At 69.0% G+C, this 16,790-nt stretch carries 13 protein-coding genes and 1 pseudogene; 6 read left to right on the forward strand and 8 right to left on the reverse strand.

Annotated elements, in window-relative coordinates; genetic code table 11:
* Nucleotides 1-15: 15 nt before the first annotated feature.
* Nucleotides 16-261, reverse strand: coding sequence for a hypothetical protein (locus tag IE277_RS40310; RefSeq protein WP_189958699.1), 246 nt, complete (start codon nucleotides 259-261; stop codon nucleotides 16-18).
* 108 nt (nucleotides 262-369) lie between these two features.
* On the opposite strand from IE277_RS40310, the gene IE277_RS40315 reads away from it, so the two are divergent.
* Nucleotides 370-1,230, forward strand: coding sequence for a hypothetical protein (locus IE277_RS40315; RefSeq protein ID WP_189958700.1), 861 nt, complete (start codon nucleotides 370-372; stop codon nucleotides 1,228-1,230).
* 15 nt (nucleotides 1,231-1,245) lie between these two features.
* Here the strand turns inward: IE277_RS40315 and IE277_RS40320 are convergent, their stop codons facing one another.
* Both IE277_RS40320 and IE277_RS40325 read right to left on the reverse strand, forming a co-directional pair.
* Complete coding sequence (locus IE277_RS40320) at nucleotides 1,246-1,824, reverse strand: zinc finger domain-containing protein (protein ID WP_189958701.1); 579 nt, start codon at nucleotides 1,822-1,824, stop codon at nucleotides 1,246-1,248.
* A gap of 124 nt (nucleotides 1,825-1,948) precedes the next feature.
* Nucleotides 1,949-3,283: a 3'-5' exonuclease gene (locus tag IE277_RS40325; RefSeq protein WP_189958702.1), complete on the reverse strand. Its 1,335-nt coding sequence runs from the start codon at nucleotides 3,281-3,283 to the stop codon at nucleotides 1,949-1,951.
* Between the two features lie 261 nt (nucleotides 3,284-3,544).
* On the opposite strand from IE277_RS40325, the gene IE277_RS40330 reads away from it, so the two are divergent.
* A complete protein-coding gene (locus IE277_RS40330; RefSeq protein ID WP_189958703.1) occupies nucleotides 3,545-4,024 on the forward strand; it encodes a hypothetical protein in 480 nt (159 codons plus the stop codon).
* Between the two features lie 293 nt (nucleotides 4,025-4,317).
* A complete protein-coding gene (locus IE277_RS40335) occupies nucleotides 4,318-5,070 on the forward strand; it encodes a hypothetical protein (protein ID WP_189958704.1) in 753 nt (250 codons plus the stop codon).
* 361 nt (nucleotides 5,071-5,431) lie between these two features.
* On the opposite strand, the gene IE277_RS40340 is transcribed toward IE277_RS40335, so the two are convergent.
* Complete coding sequence (locus IE277_RS40340; protein ID WP_189958705.1) at nucleotides 5,432-6,412, reverse strand: ATP-dependent DNA ligase; 981 nt, start codon at nucleotides 6,410-6,412, stop codon at nucleotides 5,432-5,434.
* Between the two features lie 134 nt (nucleotides 6,413-6,546).
* Between IE277_RS40340 and IE277_RS40345 the strand changes: the two genes are divergently transcribed.
* Nucleotides 6,547-7,062 carry a hypothetical protein gene (locus IE277_RS40345; RefSeq protein ID WP_189958706.1) on the forward strand — a complete coding sequence of 172 codons (516 nt, stop codon included), beginning with the start codon at nucleotides 6,547-6,549 and terminating at the stop codon, nucleotides 7,060-7,062.
* Between the two features lie 292 nt (nucleotides 7,063-7,354).
* On the forward strand, nucleotides 7,355-8,314 hold the full coding sequence (locus IE277_RS40350) for a hypothetical protein (protein ID WP_229882346.1): 960 nt from the start codon (nucleotides 7,355-7,357) through the stop codon (nucleotides 8,312-8,314).
* A gap of 162 nt (nucleotides 8,315-8,476) precedes the next feature.
* On the opposite strand, the gene IE277_RS40355 is transcribed toward IE277_RS40350, so the two are convergent.
* Both IE277_RS40355 and IE277_RS40360 read right to left on the reverse strand, forming a co-directional pair.
* Nucleotides 8,477-9,898: an AbiJ-related protein gene (locus IE277_RS40355; RefSeq protein ID WP_189958708.1), complete on the reverse strand. Its 1,422-nt coding sequence runs from the start codon at nucleotides 9,896-9,898 to the stop codon at nucleotides 8,477-8,479.
* Nucleotides 9,899-9,970: 72 nt separating this feature from the next.
* Complete coding sequence (locus IE277_RS40360) at nucleotides 9,971-10,861, reverse strand: hypothetical protein (protein WP_189958709.1); 891 nt, start codon at nucleotides 10,859-10,861, stop codon at nucleotides 9,971-9,973.
* 142 nt (nucleotides 10,862-11,003) lie between these two features.
* On the opposite strand from IE277_RS40360, the gene IE277_RS40365 reads away from it, so the two are divergent.
* A complete protein-coding gene (locus IE277_RS40365) occupies nucleotides 11,004-12,335 on the forward strand; it encodes an AlbA family DNA-binding domain-containing protein (RefSeq protein WP_189958710.1) in 1,332 nt (443 codons plus the stop codon).
* Between the two features lie 535 nt (nucleotides 12,336-12,870).
* On the opposite strand, the pseudogene IE277_RS40370 reads toward IE277_RS40365, so the two are convergent.
* Nucleotides 12,871-15,543 (reverse strand): annotated as a pseudogene (locus tag IE277_RS40370) (helicase associated domain-containing protein); the annotation flags it as partial.
* The gene (locus IE277_RS40375; RefSeq protein ID WP_229882347.1) at nucleotides 15,540-16,664 is read right to left on the reverse strand and encodes a hypothetical protein; all 1,125 of its coding nucleotides are present in this window, start codon (nucleotides 16,662-16,664) and stop codon (nucleotides 15,540-15,542) included. The pseudogene IE277_RS40370 and the gene IE277_RS40375, both read right to left, overlap by 4 nt.
* Between the last annotated feature and the right edge of the window lie 126 nt (nucleotides 16,665-16,790).

Here is a 16,790-nt window from a genome sequence, read left to right on the forward strand (position 1 = left end):
CGGCAGGGGAAGTGATCAGCCCGCCCACCCGATGTCACGGACCTCGATCGCTCCGGCGTGCGGCATGTACTGGATCCAGCACCGCCGCCCGAACGCTTCTCGGATCTCCTCCACGGAGCCCGGGTCACGGACATCGGGCCAGGCACTCGGATCCATCCGCGCGATTTCTACGAGCGCTATCACCTCCCGCCGGGCCCAGTCGTGCGGCAGCTGCGCCATAACCTCCACTGCGAGTTCCTCCACCACCACGCCGTACTGCATCCCGCACCCCCGTGTGATCGACTCGGGCAGCAGCGTACGAAGGAACCGCCGATCACGTTCTGGCCTGTGGATAACCCCGATCGGGCGGCGAGGGGTACATGTACCGGTATGGCAGGTGAGCGGGTGCGGTGGCCGGTCGTCGTGGACCGGGCGCGCGAGATCGTCCAGGGCTACGAGGGCGGTGTCACGCTGCGGCAGGTGATGTACCGGCTGGCCTCGGAGGGCGTGCTGGCGCACACGCCGTCGATGTACCGGCACCTGTCGTCCCACCTTGCCCGGGCCCGCCGGGAGGGCCACTTCCCGGACCTGGTCGACACCCTGCGCGAGGTCCACGTCCCGCCGGCCTGGCCGGACGCGGGCGCGTTCCTGCGCGAGGCCGTCGACTGGTTCGGTCTTGATCGCACCCAGGGCCAGAAGTACGCGCTCTATGTGGCGGCGGAGAAGGACACTCTCCGGCAGTTGCTCACCGGATGGCTTGCCGAGTACGGCATCCCGGTCCTGGTGGTGCGCGGCTTCGGCTCCCAGTCGTACGTCGATGTCGTCCGCGATCGCACCGCCCGCGACCCCCGTGAGGCCCACCTCGTCTACGTCGGGGACTTCGACTGCTCGGGTGAGGACGTCGAACGCGACTGGGTGGCGCGCACACGCTGCTGGAGCCGGGTGCGGCGCGTACTGCTCACCTACGACCAGGTCATCAACGAGTACGAGCTCCCCGCGACCGAAGGAAAACGCCGCGACCCGAGATGGCCGGCGTTCGCCCGCCGCTACGGCTTCGACATCGACCACCCCGTGCAGTGGGAGGTCGAAGCCCTCGAGCCAGAGGAACTCCAGCGCCTGGTGCTCGCCGCCGTCGATCCGTACATCGACCGCGACGTCCTCGCCGAACAGATTGTTCGTGAGGAACAGCAACGCCGCGCCCTGTCCGACTTCCTCGGAGGCTGGGGCGCGGCGGGCGGAGCGCCGTCGTAGCGCTGAACCGCAGGCCTACTCGGAAACGCCCTTCCGGGCCTTCTGCAGTTGGCGCGCACGGTCGACCTGTTCACGAATCAGACCGGTGAACACCGCGTCCGGGTCGTACGGTCCGGCGATGTGGCGGGCGAGCCTGGCTACCTGGGTGGCCAGGACCGTCACCAAGTCAGCGCTTCCTACGGGCCCGCGGGCGTGAACCAGAGCACGGGCCGCGTCATCGAGTCGGTCAAGGGAGGACTCGTCGACCAGACCGAGCTGGTTCGCCAGGACGTGGCGGACGATCGCCACGGTGTCACCGAGAGGCTGGTCGATGTTGAACTGCAGACGCGCCGCGTAGCTGTCCTTGAGGATCGCCGGAAGCTCCGGCGGGATCACTCCTTCCTCCCTCCACTGCTGATAGGGGAGCGGTCCTGCGGCATCACGACGCGCACGGTGGTGGTCGGTGGAGTTGCCGGCGGCGGTGCGGCAGGCACGGCCGACGGCCGCACCGCAGTTCGGGCAGGCCACGTTCCGGTACCAGGCTCGGACCCGCAGCCCCAGTTCGCCGGAACCCGTCTGCGGGCGCTGCTGCTCCCACTGGTCAGCCTGAGTCACGACGCCTCCGGTAACTGCGCGGCTGTCAGGGCCAGTTCGAGGGGTTTCATGCGCTCCTCCAGCGGCAGAGGGACGGGGCAGGAGATCACCCTAGGGCCTGGGAACCGAGCGTGGTCTGTCGTTGTCACGCTGCGGCAGCCTCCTCCATGTGGACAAAGGGGTTGGGGTAGGCGGCCATCTCCTCCAGCCGCCGGATCACGGCGCGGGTATCGCCCAGGGCCCGGTGGCCGCCGCGCAGCTTCTGCCAGATGTAGCTGCCGAAGTAGTCGTGCCAGTCGCCGTAGAAGGCGGCGTACTGCTCCATCGCGCACTCCTCCCACTCCTGCGCGTCCAGCCAGGCCTGCGCGGCCGCGTGCCGGTGGCTGCCATAGCGGGGGTGCTTGGTGAAGTCGACCGTGCCCAGGGCGAGGTGGTGCAGGTGGAGCTCCCACAGCAGCCGGCCAGTGTCGTAGTCCCGGTTGTAGATCACGATCCGGCGCCCGGCGAGGGCCTCGGTGAGGCGGGGGAGGATCTCGGAGAAGGTGGGCGCGTCTTCGACCATGGCGTCGGTGATGCCGTGAATCGCCGTGGCCTCCGCCGGGATCGGCTCGCCGCCGGGGTTGAGCAGCGTGTCGAGCAGCACCGTCCCGGACACCGTGGTGACGGCGATCTCCACGATCCGTGACGTCGCGGTCAGGCCGGTCGTCTCGGTGTCCAGGACCGCGTACGCGTCCGGGTCGGCGAGGATCTTCTGCGCCCACGCGATGGTCGGCCCGAGGTCGTCCCACCGGGCACGGTCCGCCCGACGCTGCGCCTCCGCGCGCTCCTGCTCGATCTCCTGGTCGCACGGGGTGCAGTGCCAGTCGGCCATCGCCTGCTCGCGCTCGCTCATCGCCGCCCACACCGTGAGCGGGTACAGCTGCACCAGGCACCGCCGGCAGGCACGCTCCATCAGCGACCGCGCCACCTGCCGCCCTCGCTCGAGGCGTTCGTCGCACGCCAGGCACATCCCGTCGCCGTAGCTCCTGGCCGGTGCCGGGGTCCGGAAGACGGTGCCGCAGTCCTGGCACGTCCGGCTCCGCAGATCGGCCCGGCGCCGTGCCGCCCGGTCCTCGCACACGCCGCACAGCCCCCACACCGGTACCGGGAACACCTCGCCGCAGTCGGTGCAGGTACGCCGCTGCTGCATCTGTCGGCGCTGCAGAGCCGACAGATGCCGCATCTTCACCGACTGCTCCGGGTCCCACAGAGCGATCCGGGTCCCGTACCAGTGGGCGTAGACGTACGCGACCGGCCGCTGGTTCGCGGAGGGCTTGCGCCGCACCCGGCTCAGCTGGGCTTTCGTCCGCAGGAACGCCGGTGCCTGGCCGCTGACATACACCGGCACACCGTCCTTGAACCTCACCGGCTTGCCCCGGGCTGCCCGGTCCGGGTCGACGTCGTCCTCCTGGCCCGCTGACGCGGTCAACACCTCGTTCACGGCTTACCTCCTTCGGCCTAACGGCGACTAATCGCAATGGAACGTGACATAACCACTGAATCAGTGTCAAGTACCATGAAAAACAGGCAAGTTGTGCGTATTCGCTTAGATACCCGCCCGCATACGCGAGGGAGAAATTCACCCGCCCGGGCTCCAGCAGCCCCCCGCCGCCACCCCTCGGGGCGAAGGCCGGCGAACCACCGCACCGCCACCGCGGCTGCTGATGTACTGGCGCCCCAAAGCCGAGGAGAGGGGCAGACGTTGGCCGGGTACAGCAGGGGCTACAAGGTGGAGGCACGGGGCGCCTGGTCCCGCTGGACCTGCGAACGGGAGGGCTGCGGGCAGACCGGCACAACCCGCGGCGACCAGCACGACGACATCGCCGCCATGCAGGCCTCCAACCACCAGCAGGAAGCCCACTACGAGGCCCTCATCGGCGACGCCGTCGCCGTGCTCACCGACGCCCATGAAGCGGTGCGCCTGCTCTCGGGCGTCGTCACCGACGTCGACACGACGACCTACCGCGGCGACGCCTGCGTGACACCCGAGGCAGCCCAGAACGCCCTGTACGCCTGGAAGAACCAGCTCACCGGCATGCTCCCCGAACCCCCGGAGGGGGAGGCACGGTGGAACTGGAGGTGGGCGCGCGACCACGGACGCAGGGCCGCGTGCCAGCACGACACGCGCCGCCCGGTGCCCACGATGGACCTGGAGACGGGCAAGTCCACCACCGTTCACTGACCACGGTGCTCACCGACCGGACGTTGCCGGGCCCGTGGTCGCCCCCCGACCACGGGCCCGGCCGTACGCGTCCGGCCCCGACCACGGCTGGTCAGGACCGGGTTTGCCCCACAGGAGCGACCCGCTATGCTGCCGGACGGCTAGGCGCGTACAGCCCCCCGCCGTCGGCTCCCACGCAGCAGACGATCCCGGGTGAAGGTCTCAACAGGCCCGCGTCCCCGTAGATCATCAAGCGCATCGAGCAACCGGGGCGGGCACGGCGTGGGCAAGGTCCGCCGGAATCCGAGACGACGATGCCGAAGAAGCAGCCCCGCGCCGCGCAGCTCGCCCGCCAGATCCAGGCCGTGACCGGCCTGCCCTACACCCGATGCCTCAAGATGTGCGAGCCCTCCGAGGGCAGCTGGGTCCGCCTTGCCCGCGAACTGCGAACGGCGGGCTTGACCGAGGCCGCCGACCACCTCCTGGCCGTCGACGCCGTGACCACAGAGGCAAGCACCTGGTTCTCCGCAGGAGGGGAGATCGAGGGGCTCTACTACTACACCGACAATCCGAGGGTTCAGCGGACGTATGACGCGTGCTCAGACGCTGCTGATGCAGTCCTGAACCGGGTCGGGTTCGACAGGCACTCGTGGGACTCCGACGCCGAGGTGTACCACGCGGCCTTCCTCGCCCTGTCGAAGGCCGGCACGCTGCCCGACGGCCGTACGCTCGCCCGCGCGGCCCTCGACGTCTTCGCCGACGACGCGACGTGGTGCTCGGACGTCATCCGCTCCAAGGGGCGGGCCCCCTTCACGTACGACACCGCCGCCGGCCTCACCGGCCCCGGCACACCGACCGCCGTGGCCGCCAGGAAAGCCGCCCGTGCAATGGCCCGCGCGGCCGCCATCCCGTTCCACGGCGACGAAGAGTGGTACGAGGCGGCAGGGGTCATGGTCGAAGTGATGTGGCATGCGGCCGAGGCCGCCGGGTTGCCGCCGCTGGAGGGGCGCCCGAACTGCCAGGACCACCTTCGGGACTTCATGGACGGTGAGATCCCCCAGCGGTGACAGGACGGCGGGGCGGCCGATCCGACCGGTCCAACAGGACGACCGCCTCGCCAGTCACCCGACACCCGACCCGGCGAGCTCGTGATGTTGCGCTGGGTGTTGCGGCAAGTGTTGCGCCGGATGTTGCGCTGAGCGTTGCGCCAGGTGTTGCGGTACCTGCCGACCCCCTCTCGCATCTGTGCACGTCAGCACGCGGTTTTGGCGTGGTCGGGTTGCTGACATCCCCGTTGCGACCCCCTTCGCCCATGCCCTGGCTTGAGTTGAGGGAGAGGGAGGGCGGGATGGGCGGCGCGGACACGGCCGGGGATCGGGGGCGCTCACCGGTGTTGCGCATCGCCGGGGCCGCCGCGCCGTGCCGCCGTCAGTGCGGCGGTGATGACAGTCGGGGGACGTCGGCAGGGGAGAGGTCGGGGCGAGCGCGGTGCCAGCGCGCGGGATGACGCCACCGGCCGGAGGCGTCGCGGGCGACGTCGACGCCGACTTCCACCACCAGCTCGGGTTCCACCAGCGTGACGACCAGATGCTCCTGGCTGCCCCACCCGGCGGAGAACGACCAGCCTGTCCACGGATGCCCGCGCCGTCCTCGAGCGAGCAGGCCGGCGATCGCAGCACCTGCCGCCCGGGCGAGGGTGGTGGTGCGGCCGACGTACTGAAGGTGGCCCTGGTCGTCGTACCTGCCGAGCAGCAGCGTGCGGGGAACGGCCAGAGAGCCGGTGATCGCGCCGACGATCGCCTCGCTCGTCTCGCGGACCTTGTATTTCTGCCAGCCCCTCGCCGACGGGTGGTAGGCGTCGTTGAGCCTCTTGAAGACCACTCCCTCTATCCCGACCGAGGCCCACGTCAGCCACTCGCGCACGACGTCGGCCTCGGTGGTCGACGGACACAGCGCCCAAGGCGCCGACAGCTGGCGGGCGGCGAACACGGACTCCAGCGCGGCCCTGCGCCGCCGATACGGCCAGGAGGTGGTGTCCGTCCCGGACAGCCGCAGCAGATCGAACGCGACGAAGTGGGCCGGCCACTCGTCAGCCGCCCGGGCCGCCCCGGCGCCGCGCCGCTGAAGTCGGTTCTGCAACCGCTCGAACGCAAGGCGGCCCGCGGCATCCCATACGACCAGCTCACCGTCCAACGAGGTCGCGTCCGGCAGCTGCACGGCCCCGGCCACGACCTCTGGAAACGACGGTCCCATCTCGGTGCCGCGCCTGGAACGCAGCACCACCTGGCCCGAGTCGACGGAGACGAGAGCCCGAAATCCGTCCCACTTCGGCTCCGCCGCACAGCCAGGCCGCAGATCGGGCACGGACACGGGGGTGGTCAGCATCGGCTCCGGCAGGGTCCATGTCACCTCCCATCCCTTCCACCCGAACTGTCCGCCACCCGAGTGACTGCGCATAGCCCGGCGAGCGACGTACAACTCCGCGCGCCGACGACACGAGGGCCCCGGCCGCACTCCCCAGGGGCGTGGGCATACTGCTGGCCATGACGACCCCGACCCGCGTATACGTGATGACCGTCGCGGTGCTGGTGTCCGTGGTGGGCAGCGGAGCCTGCTTCGGTTTCGTCGTGGACGGCTGGGTGGGCGCCGTGGTGGGCGCGACTACCACCGGCGTGGGCGCGGGATTCGGCATGCTTGTCCGCCCCTGGCCCGCGGTGACCGTCGTCCAGGCCGTGAGCGGCGACGGCTATGCGGAAGGGATCGCCGACACGGTCCTGTTGAGCATCGCGATGTACGAGGCCGCGGTCTTCCCGCTGACCTCTGACGGGGCGAGCGATGAGGAACAGGATGCCCGCCGCACCGTCGCGTACCGGCTCTCCGCCTACGACGGCCTGCCCCGTTCAGTACGCGTGTCGGCGGCCGCCGCGTTGGAGGCTCTTGACGACGGAGCGGACGCCGAACGTGCTCGCGCTGCCGTGAAGGAACTGTCGCTTGCGTTATACGAGTGCCGCAGCGGCCGCTCTCTGACGGGTGATGCCTCAGACTCCAGCAGCGGGTAGAGATCACCCAGTTGCTAGGGCCCGATGCCTCTGCACGCCCGGCGGGCCGGAGACCTCGCCCGTTCGAGGGAATTCGGCGGCTGGTGTCTTCGGCCGGTGCGCTCACGCCGGTTAGCATCCTGCCCGGCTAGTGCGTACTGCCGATCACCGCCTGCTTCCGGAGCCACGCCGCCGGACGTGGGGGTCAAGGTCCTGCGGGGCCCGCTCCTTCCCGTTCTGCGTTCCGTCGTGTCCACGGCAGTCGTACGGACCGGTGTCGGGGGCGTGGCCCGGCCCGGCCAAGGAGTACGTCATGCCGAAGAACCAGTCCACAGCCGCGCAGAGCGCCCGCAGGGCGAGCCGGAGCGGGGAGAAGTACACCGAAGTCCTGCGCCGCGCGAAGGCCGGCGATGCTCCGCACGCACCTCATGTCCTGCGGTTCCTGGCGGAGCGCTCGGGGAACCTCCACTACCTGGTCGGCGGGATCGCGGCGTCCTGGGCACACAGCGGACAGCGGGTCCTGCTCCTCGAGGAAGCCGAGGACTACTGGCGCTGGAGCATGAGCGGCGTGGGTCGCAGCCGGAGCCGCCGCAAGAAGGCGATCGAGCCGGCCACTCCGCCGGAGCCGACGACCAGCACGCTGTGGGCCTCGCCGGACGGCCCCGGCCTCCTGGTGCACCACACCTGCATGTGGGAGGTCCGCCACCCCTCAGGGGAGAGTGACCGCGGCTTGCCCCGCACCGACCGCAGTCCGCTCACGGCGGCGGTGGCCGACGCGCTCGACGCCTACGAGGTGATCGTCCTTCTGCCGCGGTACTGGTCCTACCCCGACCGGGAGAACGCGACAGCGCACGTCGTTATCGGAGAGATCGACATCTTCCCGCACACCGACTGCAGGACCGCGCTCCCGGGTCCCAGAGGCGAAGAGATGGGTGTCCCGCTGAGCCCTGAGCAGAGCGCGGCGGTTCTGCGCGAGCGCTGTCTGGGCTTCCTCTTCGGATCTCCGCATCTGCCCATCCATCTGGACGGCGTGATCTGGCAGTCGAACGGGGAGCTGCCCGTCGATGAGGACTACCTGGCGGGCGTCGACCGGGACATGAACCGCGCCGGGCTGCGCCCCCTTGGATGGGCAATCTCCGAGCGCTGGCCTTCCCCGCACCGGGAGCTGCCCGAGCCCGACCGGCTGAAGGACCTCAGCTTCGTCCAGCGGTACCAGCCCATCGCCAAGCACCTGCGCACGGCGCTGGACTCCCGTCCCGCCCGCAGGAACTGACTCGACAGGGCTGGCCTACGCTGCAACTCGTGGGCCAGCCCTTCGAGGCTCTTGGTCCGCTTGGCTGGCTTACCGGCCGTGGCGCCGGATGGGAGTACCGCTGTGATCGTCCGACTCCTGGGTGGTTCGCTCGTCGGTCGCGCGCTGGAGACCACCGAGGCGTCAGAGTCTGACTCTGAAGCGGCTGAACATGTCTGGGATGAACTGGAGGAGAAGCTTCTTGGCGTCCTCGGGCCGTTTCAGTTCGTCGTGGCCGAAGCGGAAAACCTCGTAGCCCCTGAGCTTGAGGTCCCGGTCGGCGGCGACCATGTCGGCGTATTTGGCGGTGTCGGGAGTACGGCCGTCGTCGCGCGTGTAGTGCTGTACTCCGTCGACCTCCAGAACGACACGCTGTCCGAAGGGCAGCAGCAGAAGGAAGTCCATCCGGGAACGCAGCAATGCTTCGGGGCCGCGTTCCTGAACGGTCTTGGGATCCCAGTGCAGCCATACCTCGGGCAGGAGAGCAAGGTCATCCGCGCAGAACGGGCGAGCCGTACGGTAGGCCGTGAAGAGGTTCTTCTGACCAGGTGAGTTGCCGGGCAGGCTCCTGAGGAGCCGCTGGTAAAGATCCTCACCGGCGTCACTCTCACTGTTGAACCCGTGAGTGTCCTGCCACCAGCTGTGCAGGTCACGCCAGCGCAGACCCCCGGCAGGGATCTCCCGGTCATAGACAAGGGTGGCGCCTGGTCGCCCACCGACGATCTCGATGTCGTTGTCCACCGAGGACCGAAAGCGAATGTCCGGTTTGCCTAGGGAAGCGAAAATGATGTTCTTCGGCTTCCGGTTGCTGTGCACCCGGGTCGAAACCAGGGTGAACAGCGGATAGCCGCCGTCGCTGCCGGTTTGCCGCAACTCGATCCCATGGGCGCGAAGGTGATCGTTGATTGTGCTGGCTGTCTTCGCCTGCAGGTGCTCGTCAAGGAGAACGTCCGCCGAGACCAGTCCTTCCAGGAAGCGGGCGAACCTGGCGTCCCCCGCCTCGAACGCACCGAGGCTCTCGAAGAGCTGCTCAGCCGACCAGTCCCCCTCATCGCGATTGCGGAAGACGTGCTTCTCGATGAGGTCCCTCAGCGTCACCGGCCGCGTCCCATTCAGCAGCAGCGCGCTGAGCTCGCTGAAGGAAAGATCCGGTCCCTCAATCACCCAGAGGCGATCGAGTAGATGCAGGAAACGGCCATGGTTTTGGGTGAGCTCCGAGAGAGACAGGGCACGCGCCAGTTCCCGGCGGGCCTTCTTGGGTATACCGGGTGGTGCTCCCTCCTCCCACAGCAGGTCTTCCAGCTGATGGCGGAGCGGCGGGCGCACAGGGAAGGGGAAGTCCTGCTGCTCTAGGAGGCGTTGGGCCAGTCCTGGCAGTTCCGTGTTGGGTACCTGCTGGAGGCTCAGTTCAACCCGGGTCGACTTGCTGCCGGCGCTCTGGGGAATCACCGGCATGCCCAGTCGCTCGAAGGCCTGACTCAGCACGGTGTGCGTCAGGTCGCTCAGAGGTGCGACGGCGGTGTCGAGCAGGGCGCGAAGCATTGAACGATCACTGCTGCCGACCATGAACAGATGGTCGCAGAGAATCAGGTATTCCGGCAGTAGCCCTCAAAGCGCGCAAGGTGCCAGGCTTCGGCGTCACATGAAGTCGAAGTCGGGCTCCCAGTCGTCATCCACCTCTTCTTCTGTGCGCAGTGAATGGGCCCTCATTTCCGCGAGGTCCAGTTCAGGTCCGGTCAGAGTGAGCTCGCAGACCCGGCACCCGAAGTAGCGCGGGAAGAACCAGATGTCTCCGTAGTCGCCGCTCTTGTCCCGGCCGCTGATGAAGGCAGAACTTTCGCACGCCGGACACTGCGCGGGGATGTGCAGAAGCCATCGGCTGGGCAGAGGCGCTGCCGACAGACTGGCGACCACGGCCGTCTTCTCGCTGGCGGACAAACTCCCTGTCTTCTTCGCGAAGGTCGCCTGCGCCCGCCGGATCTTCGCCGCGTAGCGCAACTTCAGTTCGTCCGTCGTCTTCTCCACGAGGCCCTTGCACACGTCGTAATGGTTCTCCCAGAACCACTCCGGCTCCTTCGCCAGCTGGGGCAGAAGGGAATCGATGTACGCCACACCAGCTGCCAGCAGGCCCCTGCACTCGTCAGACGGCCGCCCCCACCCCATGTGCGTGATGCCGTTGCGGGCGTCCCTCAACGCCGCGAGCAGCGCCGGCACTTCCCCCTTCCCCACTTGCGCGAGTCTCGTCACGGCCTCCGCACCACCGATGGTCCTGAGCCCGGCGCGACCGGTCTCCACCTTGTCCTCCTGGCCGCCCAGCACCAGCAGATCCTGTACGGAAGGCTTGGGGGTAGCCAGCAACGTGAGAGCGACGGATGCCAGACACGCCTTGGCCAGGTGCTCGACAGCCACAGCCATGTGATGGACAGCGAAGTCCTGGTCCGCAGGCTCTTCGAGGTAGGCGTCGACGGCTGTCCGAGCCCATCGCTGTGCAGAACTCACCAACTCGTCACGGATCTCATCCTGGTTCATCGGAGAACCGTAATGCGCCCGACGCTCCATGCGCGGCGCCTTACGGAGTCACCGGAAATGCGTGGTGACGGCCCGGTGATCCCGTTTAGCGTGATCTGGCTGGCGATCGTCAGCAGCATGTGGTGAACACACTGGAGTTCCGATGGTTCTACCCGCACGACTCACTGCCGCCCTGGGACGACACCCCGACGGCCTCACCGAGGCCGATCTGCAGCGCGCGGTCGAGAACCACATCCCCGAGAGTGTCGACCTCGACTGGAAGAAGGACTTCTACAAGGGCGCCGACGCGGACAAGAAGGAGCTCGCCAAGGACGTGTCCGCCATGGCCAACACCGCCGGCGGCATGGTCGTCATCGGCGTCGACGACGGCAAGCAGGACCACGCCCACGCCCTGGCCCCCTTCGACCCGGTCCCGGGCCGCGGTGAAGAGTGGATCCGCTCGGTGCTCGCGAACTGGATCCAGCCCGTCGTACCCAACGTCGGCGTACGGGCCGTGAGGTCAGAAGCCCACGGCGGCAAGATCTACTGGCTGCTCACCGTGCCCCGGAGCACCCAGGCCCCGCACGCCGTCGCGGCCCCGGGCAACGACTACCACTTCCGGGTCCACGTCCGGCACGGCACCACGACCCGCACCCTCTCCGAATCCGAGATCGCCCAGCGCTACCGTGACCGTTTCCAGGCCGCCTCCGACGACGTCGACCGCCTGAAGCAGGTCGCCGACGCAGGCTTTGGCTACTTGTCGGCCTATCTGACCAGCACCGAGCACGGCGGCAGCCCCAGGGCGACCTTCTCTCCCGCCTGGGTCGGCCTGGCCGCGGTCCCGGCCGCCCGGGGCACCTACCCCCTGAGCACACGGGCGGACCGAGACGCAGCCTTCGCCCGCTTCCGCACGCTCGCCTGTGAAGGAGTGACCACCAGCGCGATGCCGGAAGGCACCGCCCTGGTCGGACGCCGCCAGGCCCGCTTCGAGGGCACACCAACCGGTCAGCTCCACCAAGACGGCAGCTTCTACGCGGCACTGCCCATCAACCTTCAGAGCGACCACTACAACGACGACGGCCCCAAGCGGCTGTATCACCGCCAGCTCGAACTCCATCTCGTGTCTCTGGTTCAGGCTGCGGCAGCCTGGGCGGCGGAGACCGGAGCGGTCGGTGACCTGGTGCTGTCCGCCGCATTCCACCGCTTCGACGGCGGCGACGGGCCGGTGCGCCTGGTCGCGTCAGAGGAGGCCTACCCGAGAGACGGCCACGTTGCGCCGTTCCCGGAAAGCCCGGCACAGACCACGGTGGATCTTGGTGCCATCGTCACCGACAAGCGGGAGGCTGTGGTCGCGGCCTACGCCCTCGTCGCCGATCTGTTGGCCGACATGGGAGCGCACCAGCCTTACGTCCTGACCCCTGACGGGGACATCCAGACCGACCGGCTCAACGCCGACTACCGCCAGGAGCTCACCGGTTGGGACGCAGGGCGATAGCGCCGGCCGGGCCGCAGCACGAGACCCCGGGCCTCGACAGGCCCGGGGTCCGGTGGGGGAGCGGCCGGAGGACGTCTCAGTAGTCGTCCCGTTCGGAGGGCGGTCCGTACTGCTCGATGAGGTCGCAGGTGCAGGCGCCGCCCTCGTACACGGTCTTGTCGCACTCGTCATGGTGGTGTCGTACCGGCGGCCGCTTCGCCGGGACGACAGCCGTGGGCGGGGCGGGAGGCCGGTCGGCTCCGGCCCGGGCGGCGGCCCTGAGCTCCTGGTCCACGACGGCGGAGGCGATCTCGTCCTTGCGCCACTGCTCGGGGGAGTTGTGGCGTACCAGGCCGCCCGCGTAGGCCATGCGCAGCAGTTCGGCCTTGGTGTGCTTCCGTGTCAGCTCGGTGAGGCGCTTCATGCGCGCCAGGCCGCGGGCCGCCTCGGCTTCGCTCTCATCGTCCGCCCCTGCGCCGCCCGCGTCGCGCTGCTCCGGCACGGGCGCTTCCGCCGGCGCAGGCTGCTCAGAACCTCCGCCCGTCGGTGCCGGGCCTGCCCAGTCGACGCCCAACGCCGCCAGGGCGGCGAGCTGTTCGGCGCTGAGCTTGTCCCGCCTAGCACGGGTGTTCGAGACCCATACGCCCAGCTTCACGACCACCGGCTCCGCCTCGCCGTCGACCGCGATCTGTTCGCTCGCCCCGCGCGGCACCGGACGGTCTGCGCCTTCCCGCTCCACCCATTGCGCGAGGGCCGCAAGGCCCCGCTGGAACGCCTGATGCGCCTTCCCCGAGCCCTTCGTCGACCGCGTGGCCGACGGGGCGGGAGACGGCGCCTCAAGCGGCCGTACGCCCAGCCGGGACAGCCGCTCCTGCTGCTCGGTGGACAGCTGCGCCCAGGTGCCCGGATTCTTCTGCTGTTCGAGCCATTTGCCGAGATCGTCACCGTCCATCAGCACGCCGGGCTGGATCTCGGGCAGGACACCGTCGGCGTCGACCAGGTCGGCGAGCACCCGGTAGTGGCGTTGCCAGTCGAGCGGCCACGGGCAGTCCCAGTCCGGGTCGATCGCCGTCAGCTGCGCCGCGCGCTCCGCCGCCCGGTCAGGGTCCTTGCCCAGGCCGTTCTTCTGGCCTTTGCGCCGGAGATTGGCCATGTGCTGGCCGACCGGCACCATCGTCTCGCCCTCGCCCCAGACCGCGTCCTGGCGGGGGGCGAGGTGCCCGGTGGCCCGGTGGTAGGAGCGGAGCGCGGCGAGCTTGGCCTCCCACGCCTCTTCGCCCGGCTCCCACACCATCCCGGCCTCTTCGGCGTCCAGCAGTTCCTTGCGCCGTTCCTCCAGTTCCCCGGCCCGCAGGGCCTTCCGCTGCTGGTGGACCCATCGCCCAAGGGGAAAATCTTTCGTTACCCCGACCTGGGTTTCTGTGTCGTAGGGAACGGCGTAGAGGCCGGTGATCTCGTTCTCCGCCCGCCAGCGGAGCAGGGCCTGGTATCCCTCCAGCCAGACGAGGCTGTCCGGCCGGTAGACGCGGGTGCGCAGGAACGCGGCGATCGTGGCGGCGTCCCGGGGAGTGCTGAAGTGGAGCAGAGCGGATTCGGCGGCGGCCTGGGTGTCGTCGTGCTCCTGGTCCTCGCCGTCGCCCTCGCCGGCGGCGCCGATGATCTGGCCGTTCTCGTCGCGCTGGACGTGGACCTTGCGCTTGCCGCTAGTGAGGGCGCGGGAGGCGAGCTGCTCAACGAGTCGTTCATCATGACTGCGGAGCCCTTGCAAAACGGCTACAAGGGGGCGAAAACTGGCGCTGGCGACCATGTCGGTCGGGTCCTCGTTCGGCTCCAGGAAGATCGGCACGATGATCCTGGCCACCTTGGTGGAGCCGTCGCGGTTCAACCTCAGCGCGCGGCCGATGTTCTGCACGATCTCCACCTGCGAACCACGGGTGTCCGCGAAGCAGATCGCCTCCACACCCCGCTCGCCCGTGATGTCCACGCCCTCCCCGAGAACGCGAACGCTCGCGAGGAACGCCCTGTGCACGCGCCGGTTGTTGGCGTCGATGCCGTTGGCGAACTGGCGGATCTTCTCGCGCCGTTCGGCGACGGTGTGGTCGCCGCACAGCCATGCCGCCCACACCCGGTCCGGGGGTACGTGGCGGCCGGCCTCCAGGCCGTAGAACTCCGCGTCGATCGACGACGCGGGGAGCGCCTTCTCCGCCTTGACCATGGTCTCGTCATCGGTCTCGGTGACGTACAGCTCGGCAGCGGTCTTCGGTAGCGCGTCCGCGAACGCCGCGGCCTCTTCCACCTTCTGGTGGAACGTCATGACCGTACGCAGGTTGTACGCCGCGGCGTGCTCCAGGAGGGCGGTCTGCAGCAGGGCCAGGCGCCGGCCGCGCTGCGCCTCCTCCGATTCCCCGATCACGGGGGAGGGGTCGCGGATCTCCAGGACGTCGATCTCGAACGCGGCGAGGATTTCCCGCTCGATCGCCTCGCTGAGCCCGAGTTCGGCCAGCCACGGCCCGTAGGTCTGCGAGTCCTGTCCCATCGACGCGATCTCCAGCTCCTGGCCGTCCTTCCCGCGCTGCGGCCGGGGCGAGGCCAGGATGCGCGGGGTCGCGGTCAGGTACAGCCGGAAGTCGGCGGGGATGCGGGCGTTGTCGTGGATCGCCGCCCACGGCCTCCCAAGATCACCTGCGGTTCCATGTGCCTCATCGACGATGGCGAGCGAAAAACCGTCCATCCGCTGGCCGTACAGCCGGTCTCCGCCCGCCAGAGCGGCCTCCAGCGGCCCGCGAACGGTGCCCTGGCCCGACACGTCCTCGATGTCCTCGCGGTCCACGAGAGAGGCGTACGTGGCGAACACGATGACCGGCCCGTGCCCGGCCCACAGGGCGAGCTGGATCGGGTTGGTGGTGGTGCGCACTCCCAGCTCGTTCAGCACCGGGTCGTTCTCCAGCGAGCACACCGCGACCATCGGGGAGCGGTGGCCCACCGCCCGCCACGCCTGGGCGGTCTGCACGAGCAGGTCCAGGGTCGGCACCATGACGAGGATCCGGCCCTCGGGGAAGCACTCCAGCGCGCTCGCGGCAGCCATGATCGTTTTACCGGAGCCGGTCGCTGACACGATCGTGCCACGGGCACCCTGAGGGGGCACAGATGACCTTGCAGGGAATCCGACCCACTTACGGAAACTCGACTTCTGGTCGATCTGATGTTTCTTGAGCGGAATCCTGCTCATCGTCCATCACTCTCGCTCGTGCCGTGCAGCCAGGCTTCCTGAAGCCTTTCGAGTGGGGTGTCCGATTCACATTCCCTGCTCCACACCCCGCTGAGCCACATCGGAGCGTGGTCGATGCGCTCGCACAGCACGAACGACTCGGGCATCTCAACCAGGTGGTAGACGCCCTGCGGGAAGACGCCAGCGGGCCCGTACACGCGCCACAGCTTTTCCAGCCGCGCCCGGTTGCCGACCAGATACTCCTCCAGCGCCTGCGGGTACGCCTCCCGGTCCGCCAGGCGTACGGTCCGCAGCGCCATGCCCACGCTCTCTCGGAACTGCTCCATGTCCCACTGCTCGGAGCTGGTGCCGGTCACGGCTGCATAGTGCTGCTCGCACACGGACAGGACAAGGTCGACCAGTTCCGTCGGCGCCTCGCCCCCCTCTGCTTCGCGAGAAGGCCAGCCCCCGTCGACCGGCTCCGCAACGGACTGGCCGTCGGTGCGGGCGGCCGTCTCCAGGGCCAAGCCGTAGTGGTCCAGGTAGGCCAGGAGGAACAGGGCCAGGGCGCGGCCGGGGTCGCTGGCGTGCTCGATGTGGGGCTGTTCGCTGGTCCAGCCGAACGTGGCCTGGTGGGGTCGGGGATGGACGCCGGGGGTGTGCGGGTCAGGGAAGACCACGGCACGGGTGAAGAAGTCGTCCAGGCGGCTGACCAGATCCGCATCCGGATCCTCCGGCTCACGGCCGCGCACGGTGGCGGTGGCGTTCTCCAGGATGGTGGTCAGGTACCGCCAGCGGGCTTCCTCCTGTTGCCGCACCTTGCTGTCCCAGCTCTCCTCCACCACCTCCACCACGCGGTACAAACCCTGGTCCCCGTACACACCGCCCGGCTTCTCGTGCGCCTGACGCACCTTCCCCACGGCCTCCTCCACCGACTCCGCATACGCGTAGTGCGTCAGCGTGACGGCCCCCGTGTGCTCCGGATCGGTCCGCTGCGCCACGACCCGGTAGCGGATCAGCTCCGGGTCCGGCCCCGCGGCCGCAGCGCTCTCGCGTTCCTGACGCTCGCGCTGCGCCTGCTGCCACCGGTGCACGTCCGGGTCGCTCTCAGGGGAGTAGGCCTCCCAACCGTCCTCGGTCATAAGGGTCCATGTGAATGGGTGTGGTGGTGGCATTGGTTGGGTGTCAGCGGGGTCTGCGTGGTTGTGCCTGTTCTCACCTCGTGGGGGGTTCTGTTCTTGGCTGTCATGGGGTGACCAGGGTGCTGT

The organism is Streptomyces alanosinicus (assembly GCF_014650595.1).
In the GTDB taxonomy this organism is placed as follows: domain Bacteria; phylum Actinomycetota; class Actinomycetes; order Streptomycetales; family Streptomycetaceae; genus Streptomyces; species Streptomyces alanosinicus.

Coding starts and splice junctions, on each gene's coding strand:
- IE277_RS40310 (WP_189958699.1), bottom strand. CDS start 261: ATGCAGTACGGCGTGGTGGTGGAGGAACTCGCAGTGGAGGTTATGGCG.
- IE277_RS40315 (WP_189958700.1), top strand. CDS start 370: ATGGCAGGTGAGCGGGTGCGGTGGCCGGTCGTCGTGGACCGGGCGCGC.
- IE277_RS40335 (WP_189958704.1), top strand. CDS start 4,318: ATGCCGAAGAAGCAGCCCCGCGCCGCGCAGCTCGCCCGCCAGATCCAG.
- IE277_RS40345 (WP_189958706.1), top strand. CDS start 6,547: ATGACGACCCCGACCCGCGTATACGTGATGACCGTCGCGGTGCTGGTG.
- IE277_RS40350 (WP_229882346.1), top strand. CDS start 7,355: ATGCCGAAGAACCAGTCCACAGCCGCGCAGAGCGCCCGCAGGGCGAGC.
- IE277_RS40355 (WP_189958708.1), bottom strand. CDS start 9,898: ATGGTCGGCAGCAGTGATCGTTCAATGCTTCGCGCCCTGCTCGACACC.
- IE277_RS40360 (WP_189958709.1), bottom strand. CDS start 10,861: ATGAACCAGGATGAGATCCGTGACGAGTTGGTGAGTTCTGCACAGCGA.
- IE277_RS40365 (WP_189958710.1), top strand. CDS start 11,004: ATGGTTCTACCCGCACGACTCACTGCCGCCCTGGGACGACACCCCGAC.
- IE277_RS40375 (WP_229882347.1), bottom strand. CDS start 16,664: ATGACCGAGGACGGTTGGGAGGCCTACTCCCCTGAGAGCGACCCGGAC.